This is a genomic window from Geodermatophilus sp. URMC 64 (genome assembly GCF_053502555.1).
The window spans coordinates 64,818-80,633 of record NZ_CP199955.1 but is presented as its reverse complement, the minus strand read 5'-3'; the positions used below and the strand labels follow the sequence as shown (position 1 = coordinate 80,633).

Sequence of the window (15,816 nt, the reverse complement as noted above, 5' to 3'; positions counted from 1 at the left end):
AACAACCTCGGCCCTGTGACCTTGGCCTGGACCCCCGTTCGGGTGCACCTCCCACACCGGGGGGATCTGCCCCGCTCAGCGGCCCGGGAAGACGGGACTACCGCGGATCGGAATCCAGCCGGACGATCATTTTCCCCGTGTTGCCGCCGCGCAGGAGGTCGAGGAACGCCGGGACGGCGTCCTCCAGCCCCTCCCGCACGGTCTCCCGGACGACGAGCTCGCCGGAGCGCAGCCAGCCCCCCACCGTCTCGGCGAACTCGGGCCGCAGGTCGGCGTGGTCGCCGACGAGGAACCCGCGCAGGGTGATCCGCTTGGCCACGAGCTGGAACAGGTTGCGCGGGCCGGGCGGTGGCTCCACCGCGTTGTATTGCGAGATCGAGCCGCAGATCGCCGCCCGGCCGTGCAGCCGGAACGCGCCGATTGCGGCCTCGAGGTGCTCGCCGCCGACGTTGTCGAAGAAGACGTCGATGCCCTCGGGCGCGGCGCTCGCGAGCAGGTCGGCGACCGGGCCGTCGTGGTAGTCGAACGCCGTGTCGAAGCCCAGCTCGCCGGTCAGCCAGCGCACCTTCTCGGGGCTGCCCGCACTGCCGACCACCCGCCCGGCGCCGCGCAGCCGGGCGAACTGGCCCACCAGGCTGCCCACCGCGCCGGCGGCGCCGGAGACGAACACGTCGTCCCCCTCGCGGAACGCCGCGATCCGGAACAGCCCGGCGTAGGCGGTGAGGCCGGGCATGCCCAGCACGCCGAGGTGGTAGCTGGGCGGCACGTCGAGGTCCGGCAGGACGCCGACGTGGGCCGCATCGAGGACGGCGACGTCCCGCCACGCGGCGTTGGTGAGGACGAGCGCACCCTCGGGCACGTCGGGCGACCGGGACTCGACCACCCGGCCCACCGCGCCGCCCTGCATCGTCTCGCCCACCTCCCACGCGGGCGCGTAGGACGGGCCGGGGCGCATCCGGCCGCGCATGTACGGGTCGACCGACATCGCGAGCATCCGGACGACGACCTGGCCGTCGCCCGGGTCGGGCCGCTCGAGCTCGACCAGGCGGAAGTCGTCGGGGGTCGGCTCGCCGTGCGGCCGGGCGGCCAGCTGCCACTCACGTGTCGCGATCACGGCGCCGATCCTGCATCCCGCCGCGAGCGCGCGCCGTCCCGGGGGGTTGCCGAGCGGGCCTACGCTCGGGCCATGGTCTTCTCCCGGTTCAAGACGCAGCCGGTCACCGCCGAGGACGCGCTCCCCGGCCGCTCCGAGCCCCTCCCGAACATCCCCGAGGTGCACGCGGTCAACGGCAACCGCATCCAGCCGCCGTTCCCCGAAGGCATGCAGACCGCCGTCTTCGGCGCCGGCTGCTTCTGGGGGGTCGAGAAGGTCTTCTGGCAGACCCCGGGCGTCTACTCCACCGCCGCCGGCTACGCGGGCGGCTACACGCCGAACCCGACCTACGAGGAGGTCTGCTCGGCGCGCACCGGGCACGCCGAGGTCGTGCTGGTGGTCTTCGACCCGGCGGTGATCTCCTACGAGCAGCTGCTCAAGGTCTTCTGGGAGGACCACGACCCGACGCAGGGCATGCGCCAGGGCAACGACATCGGCACCCAGTACCGCTCGGCGATCTACTACGACGGCCCCGAGCAGGAGGCCGCCGCCCGCGCCAGCCGCGACGCTTTCCAGCAGCGGCTCAAGGAGGCCGGCTACGGGGAGATCACCACCGAGATCGCCCCGCTCCGCGAGTTCTACTACGCCGAGGACTACCACCAGCAGTACCTGTACAAGGTGCCGAACGGGTACTGCCCCGTGCACTCCACCGGCGTCTCCTGCCCGGTGGGCCTGCCCGGCGTCTGAAGGGGCGATGGAAGCTTTGCCCGTCGATGCGCGCTCGATCGAGGGGTAGAGCTTCCATTGCCTGGCACGCCGGAGGAGCTGTTCGCGCTGCTGCGGCGGGAGCCGGACGTCGAGGCGCCCGACCTGGTCGCGGTCGACGCCACCGACCGGCTGCTGCTCGACGAGGCCGCGCCGCTGCTGGCCGGGCTCGCCCCCGGTGAGCTCGCGGTCGTCGACGACTCCTACGGCGCGCTGACCCTCGGCGCGATCGGCCTCCACGGCGCCACCGGCGTCCGCGTCACGCAGGACCTCCTGGTCGCCGAGCAGGCGCTCGCGCGCAACGCCGAGCGCACCGGGCTGACCGGCGGCCACCGGTCCACCGGCCTGGACGCCGACCTGGCCCGCGGCGCCCGCGTCGTCCTGGTCAAGGCGCCCAAGGGTCTCGATGCCCTCCGCGAGATCGCCGAGGTGGTCGCCGAAGCCGCCGCCCCGGACGTCACCGTGCTGGTGGGCGGGCGGGTCAAGCACATGACCCACGCGATGAACGACGTCCTGCGCGGCTCGTTCACCGAGGTGAGCGCCACGCTGGCCCGGCAGAAGTCGCGGGTGCTCGTGGCCCGCGGCCCCCGGCCCGGCCCGTCGTCCTTCCCGCGCCGGCAGGAGCACCCGGACGTCGGGCTCACCGTGTGCGCGCACGGCGCCGCCTTCGCCGGCACGAAGGTCGACCTCGGCACCCGTGCGCTGCTGCGGTCGCTGCCTCGTATGGAGCCGGACGCCGGCACCGCGCTCGACCTCGGCTGCGGCACCGGCGTGCTCGCCGCCGCCCTGGGCCGGGCCCGCCCCGGGCTGACCGTGCTGGCCACCGACCAGTCCGCCGCCGCGGTCGCCTCGGCGTCGGCGACGGCGGCCGCCAACGGCGTGCCCGTGCGCGTGTTCCGGGACGACGCCGCGGCGACGGTGCCCGACGCGAGCGTGGACCTGGTGGTCTGCAACCCGCCGTTCCACGTGGGGACGGCGGTGGTGGCCTCCGCCGCCGACCGGCTGTTCGCCGCGGCCGGCCGGGTGCTGCGCCCGGGCGGGGAGCTGTGGACGGTGTTCAACTCGCCGCTGCCGCACCCGGCCGCGCTGCGCCGGCTGGTCGGCCCGACGCGGGTCGTCGACCGGGACCGGCGGTTCAGCGTCGCGGTCTCGACCCGGCGCTGACGCGGGACGAGCGTCTCTGGCGGGTCAGGGGCCAGGGTCCCTGGCAGGACGCGGGCGTCCGCGCCACGGTGGGCGGGCATGACGACGACCGAGATCCCGCCGGCCGGCACCGGCACCCCGCTGGCGGAGCGCATCCTGGAGGCGGTGAGCGGGAGCTTCGAGCTCGCCGCCGTCCACCTGGGCACCCGGCTGGGCTGGTACCGCGCGCTCGCCGAGCAGGCAGCGAGCGCGCCTGAGCTGGCCGAGCGGACGGGCACCGATCCGCGCTATGCCCGGGAGTGGCTCGAACACCAGGCCGTGACCGGCTACCTCACCGTGGACGATCCCCGCGCGGACGCCGACGCGCGCCGGTACCACCTGCCTCCCGAGCACGTCGGCGTCCTCGTCGACGAGCTGGACCCCGACTACATGCCGCCGTTCGCCCGCATGGCGCTGGCCTTCACCCGCAACGTGGAGCGCCTGGTCGAGGCCTACCGCACCGGCGCCGGGCTGAGCTGGGACGAGATGGGACCCGATGCTCGGGGCAGTGAGGCCGAGGCCAACCGCCCCTACTTCCTGGGGGCGTTCGCCACGGAAGACCTGCCCGCCGTGCCCGGTGTCGACGCCGCCCTGCGGGCCGGCGGACGGGTGGCCGACGTCGGCTGCGGCATGGGGTGGAGCTCCGTCGGCATCGCCCGCGCGTATCCCGCCGCGCGGGTGGACGGTTTCGACGTCGACGTCCCCTCCGTCGAGCAGGCCCGCCGGAACGCCGCGGGGGCGGGCGTGGCCGATCGGGTGGCGTTCGAGGTCGCCGACGTCGGGGCACTGGGCGAGGACCGGGCGTCCGGCTACGACCTCGTCCTCGCCGTGGAGTGCGTGCACGACATGCCCGACCCGGTGGCGGTGCTCTCCACCATGCGCAGGATGGCCCGGCCCGGTGGGACCGTGCTCGTGGTGGACGAGCGGGTCGCCGAGGAGTTCACGGCTCCGGGAGACCCGATCGACCGGCTGATGTACGGCTTCAGCCTCACCTGCTGCCTGCCCGACGGGCTGTCCACGCGGCCGTCCGTCGGCACCGGCACGGTCATGCGGCCGGCCACCCTGGAGCGCTACGCCCGGGACGCCGGCTTCCGGGGCGTCGACGTCCTGCCGATCGAGCACGACTTCTTCCGCTTCTATCGGCTCCGGACCGATTGAGCCTCCGACCGATCGAGCGATGCCCGCGTCAGCGAATTCGGCGACTCCGAAGAGTCTCGAGTTTTCCGCTGTAGTCACTCCACCGATGTGCCGAACAGAACGACACGGTGGAGGTACCACCGGTTCAGCCGGGCTCCGTGGAGAGCACTGTGGCGCGTTACTGGTCCGACCGTCCCCTCGGTGTGAAGCTCGCGGCGCTGGTCGCCGCGGGCGCGCTCGCGCTCGCCGTCTTCGCCGTCATCACCGTGCAGGCGCTGCTGGCCACCGGCGAGCGCGCCGACACCCTCCTGCAGGCCAACGAGGCGACCGGCCTCGCGCTGGAGGCGGACATGATGCACGACGCAGTCCGTGCCGACGTGCTCCAGGCGCTGCTCAGCGGCGGGGCCGGCGAGCAGTACCGGGGTGCCGCCGCCGATCTGCAGGAGCACGCGGCGAACTTCGTGGCCATCCTCGACGAGGTCGCCGCCGCGCACCTGAGCGAGGACGTCGAGGCCGCCGTCGCGGACGTCCGGCCGGACGTCGAGGCCTACCTCGCCGCCGCGCAGCAGGAGATCACGCTGGCCGGCCAGGACCCCGTGGCCGCGGGGGCCGGCTACGCGCAGTTCGGGCAGCTGTTCGCCGCGCTGGAGGAGAGCCTGCCCTCGGTGGGGGCCGCCATCGAGGCGCACGCAGGTGACGCGGTGGACCAGGCGACCGCCGAGCGCACGACCGCCATCACGCAGGCGGTGCTGGTCGCCGGCATCGGCGTCGCGCTGCTCGCCGTCCTCGGCTGGCTCATCACCCGCTCGGTGGTCCGGCCGCTGCGCCGCGTCGGTGCGGTGGTCGCGGCGATGGCGGACGGCGACCTGCGCGGCACCACCGGCGTCACCAGCCGGGACGAGGTCGGGCGGATGGCCGCGGCGCTGGAGACCTCGATGGCGAACATGCGCACGGTGGTCGCCGCGATCGGGGACAGCTCCACCACGCTCGCCTCCGCGACCGAGGAGCTCTCCGCCAGCGCTCAGGACATGGCCCGGCTGGCCGACGAGTCCTCCCGGCAGAGCGGGATCGTCGCCGACGCGGCCGGCCAGGTGTCGACCAACGTGCAGACCGTGGCCGCGGGCTCCGAGCAGATGGGCGCCTCGATCCGCGAGATCGCGCAGAACGCCTCCGAGGTCGCCCGGGTCGCCGCCCAGGCGGTCAGCGTGGCCGACGCCACCACCACGACCGTCGCCAAGCTCGGGGAGTCCTCGCTCGAGATCGCCGACGTCGTCAAGGTCATCACCAGCATCGCCGAGCAGACCAACCTGCTGGCTCTGAACGCCACCATCGAGGCGGCCCGGGCCGGCGAGGCGGGCAAGGGCTTCGCCGTCGTCGCCAACGAGGTCAAGGAGCTCGCCCAGGAGACGGCCAAGGCCACCGAGGACATCTCGAAGCGGGTCGAGGCCATCCAGACCGACACCGACGGCGCCGTGCGGGCGATCGGGGAGATCTCCTCGATCATCGGCGTGATCAACGACTCGCAGACCACCATCGCCGCCGCGGTCGAGGAGCAGACCGCGACGACGACGGAGATGAACCGCAACGTCGCCGAGGCGGCGCACTCGTCCGACCAGATCGCCGAGAACATCGCCGCGGTCGCCTCGGCCACCGGCGAGACGACGCAGGCGATGGGCGACGCGCAGACCGCGATCGAGGAGGTGGCGCGGATGGCGTCCGCGCTGCACACCTCGGTCTCCCGCTTCCGGTACTGAGGGGACCGGGAGAGCGGCGTCGGCGGCGGAGGGTCTCCCGCCGCCGACGCCCGCGTCTACCGCGGCCGCGAGACCACCGGCGGCAGCGCCGACCAGGGGAAGTCGATCCAGCGGTCGGTGCGCCGCCACACGTAGTCGCACCGCACCAGCGACACCACCGGCAGCTCGAGGCGCTCGTCCACGCCGGGGGAGAACTCCACGTTCATCACGAAGGGGTTCTTCACGTCCAGCGCGTAGCCCAGGGAGGTCCTTCTACTCGTAGGTCGGCGTCTCCCGCGGCTCGGTCACCGGGAAAACGTGGCAGGGGCGTCCGGCCCCTGGGCAGGCGGCCCGGGGACGGGCAGGGTGATGGCATGCCTTCGGGGATCGTGCGCAGTGCGCGGCGGCTGCTGCCCTGGCTGGCCGCGTGGGTCGGATTCCAGCTGGTGCTCGGGCTGCTCGGCCGGCTGGCCGCCCGCCGGCTCGACGCGGGCGACGAGGACGCGACGGCGATCCGCCGCGTGCGCACCGTCAGCGGCCTGGAGCTGCGCCCCACCAACCCGGCGCTGGCCCGCATCGACGTGGACCTCGGCATGGCCGGCGGCGAGATCGACCTGACCGCCATCCCGGAGACCACCGGCATCGACCTCACGGTGCGCGCGCTCATGGGCGGCCTCGCCGTGCGGGTGCCCGCGGACTGGCGGGTGTGGTGCCACTTCCGCGGCCTCGGCGGGGTCGGCACGGACGGCGGTCTGACCCGGACCCACGACGAGCACCAGGCCGACCTCCGGGTGCACGCGATCGCGCTGATGGGCGGGATCGGCGTCGAGGCGGGCTGATCCCCTGCGGCTCACGAGCCGCGGTAGGTGGCGTAGCCGAACGGGGAGAGCAGCAGCGGGACGTGGTGGTGGTCCTCGGGCTCGTGGACGGCGAAGGTGATGCTCACGACCGGGTAGAAGGTCTCGCGGTTCTGCGTCGCGAACCACGGGCCGGTGGCGAACACCAGCCGGTGCTGGCCGGCCCCCGTCGCGCCCTCGGCCAGCCGGAGGCGGCCGTCGGCGTCGGTGAGCCCCTCGGCGAGCAGCTCCTCGCCCTCGTAGAGCCGGACGACCATGCCCGCCGCCGGCCGCCCGGTCACGGTGTCCAGCACGTGCGTCGAGATGCTCACGACACGATCTCCCTCACCCGCAGCGCGGTGATCTGGGCCAGCTGCTCAGTGACCTCCGCGCGCTCGCTCGCCTCGTCGTTGCCCATCCGGCGGCGCAGCTCGGCCAGCATCTCCGCAGGTGATCGCCCGGCGGCGCGGATCAGGAACACGTGGCCGAAGCGCTCCTCGTAGGCACGGTTGCCGTCGGCCAGCGCGGCCCGGACGTCGTCCCCCGCACCGGTCATCGAGCCCTGCTCCCGCCGCGACGCCTGCGCCTCGGCCGACGAGCCGTCGATGCGGTCGCCGATGCGCGGGTGCGCGGCCAGGGCGAGCTCCACCTCGGCCCAGGGGAGCCCGCGGACGACGTCCTCCGCGCGTGCCACCAGCGTGTCGACGTCGCGGTACGGCCGGCCGGCCACGAGCTCCGCGGCGAACCGCGGCGCGGCGTTGCACGCACGCAGCGCCTGGCCCGCCCGGTCGGCCGTCTCGGCGTTGAAGTCGTCGAGAGCGGCCACGCTGAGAGGATGCCAGCCGGGGCGCTCGCGGAGAACGAGGTCAGGGCCGTGACACGGCTGCCCACAGTTGAGATGGTTAAGCTGGCCGGCCGGTGGCCCGGGGGAGCCGGGCGCCGCTGATCGTCGCCGTTCGGCCGCACCGCATCGGCGTGGTGCCGCCCCCGGACGAGAGGGAACCGATGACCGCTCTGCAGCCGGCCGCCGTCCGCACCGAGGCCGACCTGGAGTTCGACCGGCAGGTCGACGCCCTGGTCACCGCGGGGCTGCCCGCCTGGCGGGACCTCGCCGACGAGTGCTTCCGGGCCTGGCTGGAGCCGCTGCGGGACCTGCTCCCGACGCTGCCGGAGAGCGACGGCATCCCGTTCGTGGTCGTCGTCCCCGACGTCCCCGTCCGCGACGTGCTGGAGACCGTGCAGATGGTGGGCGGCACCGGTTTCACCACGATGGAGGACGACGACCTCGCCCGGTTCCGCCCCCTGCTGGAGCTCGACGTCCCGACGACGCCGTACCTGCTGCTCGACATCGACACCGGCCCCGACACACTGGGCCGGCCCCCGACGCAGGCGGCCGAGAAGATCGCCGCCGACGGCCGCAGCCCGCTGACCGTCGCCGAGGGGCTGTCCGTCCTCGTCTCCGAGCCCGGGATCCTGCGCTCCCGCAACTGCTTCTCGCTGCTCGGCTCCCGGGCCGGCGACAAGCGGGTGCCGGCGCTGTGGGTCAGCGCCCGGCGGCCCCGGCTGGGCTGGTGCTACCAGGGAGCGCCGCACTCGTGGCTCGGCTCGGCGTCGTGCGCCGGCCGGCTGGAGGCGCCGCCGCCGAGCCGCTGAGATGCGGACCACTCGACCCGATGTCAAGGTCGGCGGCAGTTGGGCCGACAATGGAGAAGATTGTGGAACACCGGCGGTCCGGATGCGCCGCCCGGAAAGGTCGAGGGGCATGTGAACGGAGCGACAGAGGACTGTGGTCCTGCGCCCGTACCCACAGCCGGTGCGGCACTCGACGACGCGGCGCTGAACGGCCCGGGCACGTTCCTGCACGGCGCGGCGCTGGTCGCATCCGACCACGAGCTCCTCTCCGTGGCCCTGCCCTATCTCGAGGCGGGTCTGTCCGCCGGTGAGCTCACCGTGATCAGCGGCTGTCCCGAGACGGTGGACCTGCTGCGCCGTGAGCTGGGCCCCCGCGCGGAGGGCGTGGAGGCCGACTCCGGGCTGGTCCTGCTCGCCACCCGGCCGCCGGACGTCTTCACCCACTTCCGCCAGTACGCCCACCGGGCCACCCGCGACGGCGACGGCGGCCGGTTGCGGGTCCTCGCCGAGGTGGCCGTGCCCAGGGATCCGCGGCACGAGCGCGAGGAGATGCGCGTCGAGTCCGTGGCCAATCACGTCATGGCCGAGCTGCCCGTGACGGTGATGTGCCTGTACGACAGCCGGCGGGTCGGCCCGCAGCTGATGGCCAGCGCCGATGCGACGCACCCCAACCTGGTCGCGGGGACGTCCTGGCGGTCGAACCCGTCGTACCGGGACCCCGCCGCGTACGTGCGCGGGCTGCCGGTGCCCCGCGAGTCCGTCGAGAACCTCCGGCCGGTCCTCGCCATCGACGATGCGCCGACCCTGCCCGACCTGCGGCACCGGCTGGTCGCCGCGCTCGCGGAGCTCGTGACCGAAGAGGAGCAGCTCGAGGACCTGCGCCTGGGGATCAGCGAGGTGGCGGCCAATGCCTTCCGGCACGGCCGCCGCCCGGTGTCGGCACGGATGTGGACGGACGGCCGGCATCTGGTCTGCGCCGTCACCGACGGGGGCTCGGGGTTCGACGACCCGCTGGCCGGGTTCATCCCGGCGCACGGCTTCGACCTCGGCCGCGGCGGCATGGGCCTGTGGCTGGCCCGCAAGCTGTTCGACCACGTGGACCTGCTGGCCGGCCCGAACAGCTTCACCGTCCGGCTCAGCGCCGCACTGCACTGACGCGAGCCGCTCGCTTGACGGCCCAGATGCCTCACTGCTGAGGTATCTGCTGTGATCGTGGTGACGGCGGCCGGGGGCCCGACGGGGACCGCGATCGTCCGTGCGCTGCGCGAGCGCGGCCATGCCGTGCGCGCCGTCGTCTCCCGGCTGGTCCGCCGGCCGGAGCTGGAGGCGCTCGGTGCCGAGGTTGTGCGCGGCGAGCTGACCCAGCCGCGGCCCTGGCGTGACCTGCTCGCCGGCGCCGCCGCGATGTACCTCATCTGGCCCAACTTCGACCCGGACGAGGCCGAGGGCGCCCCGGCCCTGTTCGCCGAGGCGCGGCGCGCGGGTCTGCCCCGGCTGGTCTACCACTCGGTCCTGCGGCCCCAGGTGCGGTCGATGCCGCACCACGCGGCCAAGGACCGCGCCGAGGAGGCCCTCGACGTCAGCGGGGTGCCCTGGCGCGTCCTGCAGCCGTGCGCGTACGCCGACAACTTCGACGCCGCGCTGGCGGAGGCCGCCGGCAGCGGGGTGCTGCGCAGCCAGTGGGGGCTGCGGCAGGGGCAGTCGCTGGTCGACCTGCGCGACGTCGCCGCGGCCGCTGCGGTGCTGCTGACCGAGGACGGTCTGGACGGCGGGACGTTCGAGGCGGCCGGTCCGCAGCCGCTGACCGCGCCGCGGCTGGCCGAGCTGATGGGGAACCGGCTGGGGCGCGAGGTGCGCGCCGAGGACGTCGTCCCCCAGGGCGACGTGCCGACGTCCTACCGGGGGCGCTGCCTGCGGACGATGTTCGACCACTACCGCGCGCACGGCTTCGCGGGCAGCCCGCGGGTGCTCACCGCGCTGCTCGGCCGCCCGCCCCGCACCTTCGCCGAGCACCTCGCCGACGTGCCGGTGGGGACCGAGCCGCGGTGAGCGAGGCCAGGGACGCCGTCGACCTCATCCTCGAGCAGTGGTCGCGGGAACGCCCCGACCTCGACTGCTCGCCGATGGGGATCATCGGCCGGATCAGCCAGCTGCAGCGCGAGGTGCACCTCGCCCAGCGGGCGACCTTCGCCCGGCACGGCCTCGACGCGCCCGCCTTCGACGTCCTGGCCGCGCTGCGCCGGGCCGGCGCCCCGTACCAGCTGACACCGACGGCGCTGATGCGGACGGCGCTGGTCACCTCGGGCGCGATCACGCAGCGGCTGGACCGGCTGGAGCAGAAGGGGCTGATCACCCGCGAGCGCAGCGAGGCCGACGGGCGGGCCGTCGTCGTCACCCTCACCGACGCCGGGCGGGCCGCCCTGGACGCGGCGCTGCCGGACCACCTGGAGACCGAGCGCCGGCTGCTGGACGGCCTCTCCGACGGCGACCGCGACGTGCTGGCCGATCTGCTCCGCCGGTTCCTGATCTCTCTCGGCCGTCTCCCCCAGGAGCCGTAGACAGGGGCTGCGGGTGGGCGGGGTCACACGTCGGGACGAAAGTCCACCTTCCCGGTGGAGATGATGCGAGTTACTGTGCGCGCGTGACTCTGCTCCTCGTGGCCTGCCGCCACCTCGACCACGGCCGGCTGAGCAGCGCCCTCTGTCCGGGCGCCTGACCGCACGCCATCCCTTTCTCCGGGCGCGCGGGTCGTTGCCGACGCGCGCTCTCGACATCGCCGTCCGCAGCGGCTGCGCGCCGCTGCCCCCAGAGGAGCCCTCCGCATGTCCCGCACCACCTTCCGCCGCTCGCTCGCGGCGCTGGCCGCCGTCCCCCTCGCGCTGGGCCTGGCCGCCTGCGGCGGCTCCAGCGCCGCCGACGAGAACGCGTCCGGCGCCCCCGCCGAGCTGCGGCTCGGCTACTTCGCGAACGTCACGCACGCGCCGGCGCTGATCGGTGTCCAGCAGGGCTTCTTCGCCGACGAGCTGGGTGACACGAAGCTCGCCACCCAGGTCTTCAACGCCGGGCCGGACGAGGTCGAGGCGCTGTTCGCCGGCGGCCTCGACGCCGCCTACATCGGCCCGAGCCCGACGGTCAACGCCTACGGGCAGAGCGACGGCGACGCGATCCGCATCATCGCCGGCGCGGCCTCCGGCGGCGCGCAGCTCGTCGTCCGCGACGGCATCGACTCGCCCGAGGACCTGAAGGGCACCACTCTGGCCAGCCCGCAGCTGGGCAACACCCAGGACGTCGCGCTGCGCACCTGGCTGACCGAGCAGGGGCTGGAGAACAGCGTCGACGGCGGTGGCGACGTGACCATCGCGCCGACGCCGAACAGCGACGTCCCCGCCCTGTTCGACTCCGGCGGCCTCGACGGGGCATGGGTGCCCGAGCCGAACGCCTCGCTGCTGGTCCTGGAGCACGGCGCCCACGTGCTGGTCAACGAGAAGGACCTGTGGCCGGACGGTGAGTTCGTCACGACCCACCTGATCGTGCGCACCGAGTTCCTCGAGCAGTACCCGGACACCGTCGCCGCGCTGCTGCGCGGGCACGTCGAGGCCGTCGAGCTCGCGCAGAACGACCCGGACGGCGCCCAGCAGGCGGTCAACGCCGGCCTCGACGCCGCCGGTGGCAAGTCGCTGGACGACGCCGTGCTCGAGCGGGCCTGGGGTGAGCTGACCGTCACCTACGACCCGATCGCCAGCGCGCTGGAGCAGTCGGCGAAGAACGCCGTCACCGCGGGCACGGCCGAGGAGGAGGTCGACCTCGCCGGCATCTACGACCTGCGGCCGCTCAACGCGATCTTGAAGGACCAGGGCCTGGAGCCAGTCTCGGCCGGCGGGCTGGGGGAGGAATGACGCCGTGAGCGTCCGGACGACGGATCTGGTGGCCGCCGGGTCGGGGGCCGCAGCCGCGGCCGCCGGCCCGGCGGCGGTACGTGTGGAGGGGGTCTCGCAGGTCTTCGGCCGCGGGACCCCGGCCGTGCTGGAGGGCGTGGACCTCACCGTGGCGCCGGGGGAGTTCGTCTGCCTGCTCGGCGCCTCGGGCTGCGGGAAGTCGACGCTGCTCAACCTGGTCGCCGGCCTGCTGGAGCCGACGGCCGGCCGCATCGAGGTCTCGGCGGAGCGGCCGGCGCTGATGTTCCAGGAGGCGGCGCTGCTGCCGTGGCTGACCGCGGCGCGCAACGTGGAGCTCGCGCTGCAGGCCCGCGGCGTCGCCCGGGCCGAGCGGCGGGCGGAGGCGGCCCGGCTGCTCGAGGTCGTCAACCTCGGCGGGCAGGGCGGCAAGCGGGTGCACGAGCTGTCCGGCGGCATGCGCCAGCGCGTGGCGCTCGCGCGGGCGCTGGCCCAGGACAGCTCGGTGCTGCTCATGGACGAGCCGTTCGCCGCCCTCGACGCGATCACCCGCGACGTGCTGCACCAGGAGCTGACGCGGGTGTGGGCCGAGCGTGGGCTCTCGATCGTCTTCGTGACGCACAACGTGCGTGAGGCGGTGCGGCTGGGCCAGCGGGTCGTGCTGATGGGCTCGCGTCCGGGCCGGATCGTCCGCGAGTGGCGGATCGACATCAGCCATCCGCGCACGATCGAGTCGCCCGCCGTCAGCGCACTGGCCGCCGAGATCACCACCGAGCTGCACCGGGAGATCAGCCGCCATGGCCACTGACCTGCAGCGCGACCTCCCGGGCGGCACGGCGGACCTCGCGGAGGACCGTGCGGTCGTCGCCGGCCTCGACGAGCTGGAGACCTCGGTCGCACCGCCCGCGCCCCCGGGGCTGGGCCGCCGGTTCGTCCGGTCGGTGCTGCCGCCGATCGTCTTCCTGGCCGCGCTGGTCGGGATCTGGGAGCTGGCCTACCTCGCGAAGCTCAAGCCGTCGTACGCCCTGCCCGGGCCCGCCGACGTCGCCGAGGTGTTCTGGGAGACGGTGCAGGACGGCCGGGCGGTCGAGGCGGTCTGGACCAGCGTCTCCCGCGGCGCCTTCGGGTTCGCGCTGTCGCTGGTCATCGGCACGCTGCTCGGTCTGGCCATGTGGAGCAGCCGCTGGCTGCGCGCGGCCATCGGGCCGATCGTCAGCGGTCTGCAGAGCCTCCCGTCGGTGGCGTGGGTGCCCGCGGCGATCATCTGGTTCCAGCTGACCGACGCGGCCATCTACACCGTCGTCCTGCTCGGGGCGGTGCCGTCGATCGCCAACGGCCTGCTCACCGGGATGAAGCAGGTGCCGCCGCTGTTCGACCGGGTGGGCCGGGTGCTGGGGCTCTCGGCCGTGGGGCGGGTGCGGCACGTGCTGCTGCCCGCCGCGCTGCCGGGCTACCTGGGGGGCCTGCGACAGGGCTGGGCGTTCGCCTGGCGCTCCCTCATGGCCGCCGAGCTGATCACCTACTCGCCGTCGCTGGGCCAGGGGCTGGGGCAGCTGCTCAACATCGGCCGCGAGCTCTCGCAGATGTCGCTGGTGATCACGTCGATCGCGCTGATCCTGGTGGTGGGCGTGGCGATCGAGCTGCTGGTGTTCGCGCCGCTGGAGCGCGGCGTCCTCAACCGCCGCGGCCTCACCACGGCACGCTAGGGGAGCTCGGGGAGGTCTGCGGGGCGCAGGTCGGGGCGGACGCGGACGTAGCGCATCGGGTGACGGAAGACGCCGGCCTGCAGCGCGGCGTCCGCGCTGACCTCGACGACGACGTCCGGCGCGACCTTGGTGAGCGGCACCGACAGCCGGCCGCCACCGAAGCGGCCGGTGCCGATCCGGTCCGGCCACGGGTGGTCGGGCCCGGCGGGGGTCAGGACGGCGGCCAGCTCCGCGGCCTGCCGCGGCGAGAGCGGACTGGTCCGTCCCACCACGACCAGCTCGCCGTCGCGCACCAGGCCGGCGACGAGCTGGCTCGGCCGCTCGATCGGCCCGATGACGCCGCCGGCGATGATCTCCGTCGTCTCCCAGGACTTGACCTTCAGCCACTCCCGGCGGCCGGGCGCGTAGCGGGTGGACGCGCCCTTGACCACCAGCCCCTCGACGCCCGCGGCCCGGAAGTCGGTGAACCACTGCCGCGCCTCCTCGACGTCGGCGGTGAGCGGGGAGAGCTGCAGCGGGGGAGCCCAGCGGGCGGCCAGGGCCTCGAGCTCCTCCCGGCGGGTGCGGAAGGTGCGCCGGCGCAGGTCGGTGCCGCCGGAGGCGAGCAGGTCGAAGGCGACGTAGGACGCCGGTGCCGCGGCCACCAGGGCGGCCATCCGGCCGGGTGCGGTCGCCATGCGCTGCTGCAGCAGGCCGAAGTCCAGCCGCGAGCCGTTCCAGACGACCACCTCGCCGTCCACCACGCTGCCGGCCGGCACCTGGGCGAGCGCCGCCGCGGCGATGTCGGGGAAGCGGTCGGTGAGGTCGCGGCCCTGCTTCGACCACAGCCGCGTCGACGCGGCGCCGCGCACGATGACCAGCCGGTAGCCGTCCCACTTGGGCTCGTACCGGCAGCCGCCCGGGAGCGCGTTCGCCGGGGGGATCTCACGCACCGGCTTGGACAGCTCCACCGCGACCGGCCCGGCGAGGTCCGGCGGCAGGTCCGGCAACCCCGGGACGAACGACGGCACCGGGACAGCGTGCACGGACGGTTACGGGCCTCGCTGGTCCTTCCGCCCCCGGGTCACCCCATCGTGGCAGGTCCCTACGCTGCGCGAATGCCTCGGCGAGCGGCAGGAGCGGGGCGTTCGGTCAACTCGCGACCAGCGATCGTTGCCCAGCCGTGACTCCGGCCCGGTCACCGTGCGTGAGGAGGAATGAAGTGGCTCCATCAGGCTGTTGAGAGTTCAACGAATCGTCGTTCTTCCCGAGGAGCACCCGTGTCCCGTCCGGTCCTGCAGATCATCGCCGCCAGCACCCGCTCCGGCCGCAAGGGCATCGCCGTCGCGCGCTGGATCCAGCAGCTGGCCGAGCAGCACGCCGGCTTCGACGTCGAGCTCGTCGACCTCGCCGAGGTGGGGCTCCCGGTCTTCGACGAGCCGAACCACCCGCGGCTGCAGCAGTACCTGCACCAGTCGACCAAGGACTGGAGCGCCACGGTGGCCCGCGCCGACGCCTTCGTCTTCGTGACCCCCGAGTACAACCACTCCTTCCCCGCCTCGCTGAAGAACGCCCTCGACCACCTGGCGGTCGAGTGGGCCGACAAGGCGGCCGGCCTGGTCAGCTACGGCGGCGTCTCCGCCGGCCTGCGGGCCGCCGCGGCGATCAAGCCGGTGCTCGCCTCGCTGCGCATGCTGCCGGTCGTCGAGGCGGTGTCCGTGCCCTTCTTCGCCCAGTTCCTCACCGAGGACGGCGAGTTCGAGCCGAACGCCGAGCTCGAGGCCGGCGCCAAGGCGATGCTCGACGAGCTGGCCCGCGTGACTCCGGCGCTGCGCTCCCTTCGCAGCGCCGCCTGAGCGG

Annotated in this window: 18 protein-coding genes; 13 read left to right on the top strand and 5 right to left on the bottom strand. The window is 74.2% G+C overall.

The annotated features are described in order from the left end of the window. Window positions 1-97: 97 nt before the first annotated feature. Entirely contained in the window at window positions 98-1,114 is a 1,017-nt protein-coding gene (locus ACWIYF_RS00395) for an NADP-dependent oxidoreductase (RefSeq protein ID WP_448626134.1), read from the bottom strand. Window positions 1,115-1,186: 72 nt separating this feature from the next. Here ACWIYF_RS00395 and msrA point away from each other — a divergent pair, with 72 nt between their 5' ends. The 4 genes from msrA to ACWIYF_RS00375 all read left to right on the top strand — a co-directional run bounded on the left by msrA (window position 1,187) and on the right by ACWIYF_RS00375 (window position 5,931). Further along, the gene (gene msrA, locus ACWIYF_RS00390; RefSeq protein WP_448626133.1) at window positions 1,187-1,840 is read left to right on the top strand and encodes a peptide-methionine (S)-S-oxide reductase MsrA; all 654 of its coding nucleotides are present in this window, start codon (window positions 1,187-1,189) and stop codon (window positions 1,838-1,840) included. A gap of 57 nt (window positions 1,841-1,897) precedes the next feature. Further along, window positions 1,898-3,022: a class I SAM-dependent methyltransferase gene (locus ACWIYF_RS00385; protein ID WP_448626132.1), complete on the top strand. Its 1,125-nt coding sequence runs from the start codon at window positions 1,898-1,900 to the stop codon at window positions 3,020-3,022. A 78-nt stretch (window positions 3,023-3,100) separates the two neighbouring features. Continuing rightward, on the top strand, window positions 3,101-4,198 hold the full coding sequence (locus ACWIYF_RS00380) for a class I SAM-dependent methyltransferase (protein ID WP_448626131.1): 1,098 nt from the start codon (window positions 3,101-3,103) through the stop codon (window positions 4,196-4,198). 149 nt (window positions 4,199-4,347) lie between these two features. Next, the gene (locus ACWIYF_RS00375; RefSeq protein WP_448626130.1) at window positions 4,348-5,931 is read left to right on the top strand and encodes a methyl-accepting chemotaxis protein; all 1,584 of its coding nucleotides are present in this window, start codon (window positions 4,348-4,350) and stop codon (window positions 5,929-5,931) included. Window positions 5,932-5,987: 56 nt separating this feature from the next. On the opposite strand, the gene ACWIYF_RS00370 is transcribed toward ACWIYF_RS00375, so the two are convergent. Next, window positions 5,988-6,155 (bottom strand): hypothetical protein, encoded by a 168-nt coding sequence (locus tag ACWIYF_RS00370; protein WP_448626129.1) that lies wholly within the window; start codon window positions 6,153-6,155, stop codon window positions 5,988-5,990. Between the two features lie 129 nt (window positions 6,156-6,284). Between ACWIYF_RS00370 and ACWIYF_RS00365 the strand changes: the two genes are divergently transcribed. Continuing rightward, window positions 6,285-6,749, top strand: coding sequence for a hypothetical protein (locus ACWIYF_RS00365; RefSeq protein WP_448626128.1), 465 nt, complete (start codon window positions 6,285-6,287; stop codon window positions 6,747-6,749). 11 nt (window positions 6,750-6,760) lie between these two features. Here ACWIYF_RS00365 and uraH read toward each other — a convergent pair whose 3' ends face one another. Together uraH and uraD are read right to left on the bottom strand one after the other, a co-directional pair. Then, complete coding sequence (uraH, locus tag ACWIYF_RS00360; RefSeq protein ID WP_448626127.1) at window positions 6,761-7,078, bottom strand: hydroxyisourate hydrolase; 318 nt, start codon at window positions 7,076-7,078, stop codon at window positions 6,761-6,763. After that, complete coding sequence (gene uraD / locus ACWIYF_RS00355; RefSeq protein WP_448626126.1) at window positions 7,075-7,572, bottom strand: 2-oxo-4-hydroxy-4-carboxy-5-ureidoimidazoline decarboxylase; 498 nt, start codon at window positions 7,570-7,572, stop codon at window positions 7,075-7,077. The genes uraH and uraD overlap by 4 nt, the downstream gene beginning before the upstream one ends. 179 nt (window positions 7,573-7,751) lie before the next feature. Here uraD and ACWIYF_RS00350 point away from each other — a divergent pair, with 179 nt between their 5' ends. The 7 genes from ACWIYF_RS00350 (at window position 7,752) to ACWIYF_RS00320 (ending at window position 13,977) form a co-directional block, all read left to right on the top strand. Beyond that, window positions 7,752-8,399 carry a DUF5701 family protein gene (locus ACWIYF_RS00350; RefSeq protein ID WP_448626125.1) on the top strand — a complete coding sequence of 216 codons (648 nt, stop codon included), beginning with the start codon at window positions 7,752-7,754 and terminating at the stop codon, window positions 8,397-8,399. 111 nt (window positions 8,400-8,510) lie between these two features. Further along, entirely contained in the window at window positions 8,511-9,533 is a 1,023-nt protein-coding gene (locus ACWIYF_RS00345) for an anti-sigma factor RsbA family regulatory protein (RefSeq protein ID WP_448626124.1), read from the top strand. 51 nt (window positions 9,534-9,584) lie between these two features. Next, the gene (locus ACWIYF_RS00340; protein ID WP_448626123.1) at window positions 9,585-10,427 is read left to right on the top strand and encodes an SDR family oxidoreductase; all 843 of its coding nucleotides are present in this window, start codon (window positions 9,585-9,587) and stop codon (window positions 10,425-10,427) included. Beyond that, entirely contained in the window at window positions 10,424-10,936 is a 513-nt protein-coding gene (locus ACWIYF_RS00335; protein WP_448626122.1) for a MarR family winged helix-turn-helix transcriptional regulator, read from the top strand. Before ACWIYF_RS00340 ends, ACWIYF_RS00335 begins: the two co-directional genes overlap by 4 nt. A gap of 264 nt (window positions 10,937-11,200) precedes the next feature. After that, window positions 11,201-12,274, top strand: a complete 1,074-nt coding sequence (locus tag ACWIYF_RS00330; RefSeq protein ID WP_448626121.1) for an ABC transporter substrate-binding protein — start codon at window positions 11,201-11,203, stop codon at window positions 12,272-12,274. 4 nt (window positions 12,275-12,278) lie between these two features. Beyond that, window positions 12,279-13,079 carry an ABC transporter ATP-binding protein gene (locus ACWIYF_RS00325; RefSeq protein ID WP_448626120.1) on the top strand — a complete coding sequence of 267 codons (801 nt, stop codon included), beginning with the start codon at window positions 12,279-12,281 and terminating at the stop codon, window positions 13,077-13,079. Further along, on the top strand, window positions 13,069-13,977 hold the full coding sequence (locus tag ACWIYF_RS00320; RefSeq protein ID WP_448626119.1) for an ABC transporter permease: 909 nt from the start codon (window positions 13,069-13,071) through the stop codon (window positions 13,975-13,977). The genes ACWIYF_RS00325 and ACWIYF_RS00320 overlap by 11 nt, the downstream gene beginning before the upstream one ends. On the opposite strand, the gene ACWIYF_RS00315 is transcribed toward ACWIYF_RS00320, so the two are convergent. Continuing rightward, complete coding sequence (locus tag ACWIYF_RS00315) at window positions 13,974-14,987, bottom strand: ATP-dependent DNA ligase (RefSeq protein WP_448626118.1); 1,014 nt, start codon at window positions 14,985-14,987, stop codon at window positions 13,974-13,976. The two genes, ACWIYF_RS00320 and ACWIYF_RS00315, sit on opposite strands and share 4 nt — an antisense overlap. A 249-nt stretch (window positions 14,988-15,236) precedes the next feature. On the opposite strand from ACWIYF_RS00315, the gene ACWIYF_RS00310 reads away from it, so the two are divergent. Continuing rightward, on the top strand, window positions 15,237-15,812 hold the full coding sequence (locus tag ACWIYF_RS00310) for an NADPH-dependent FMN reductase (RefSeq protein WP_448626117.1): 576 nt from the start codon (window positions 15,237-15,239) through the stop codon (window positions 15,810-15,812). The last annotated feature ends 4 nt before the right edge of the window (window positions 15,813-15,816 follow it).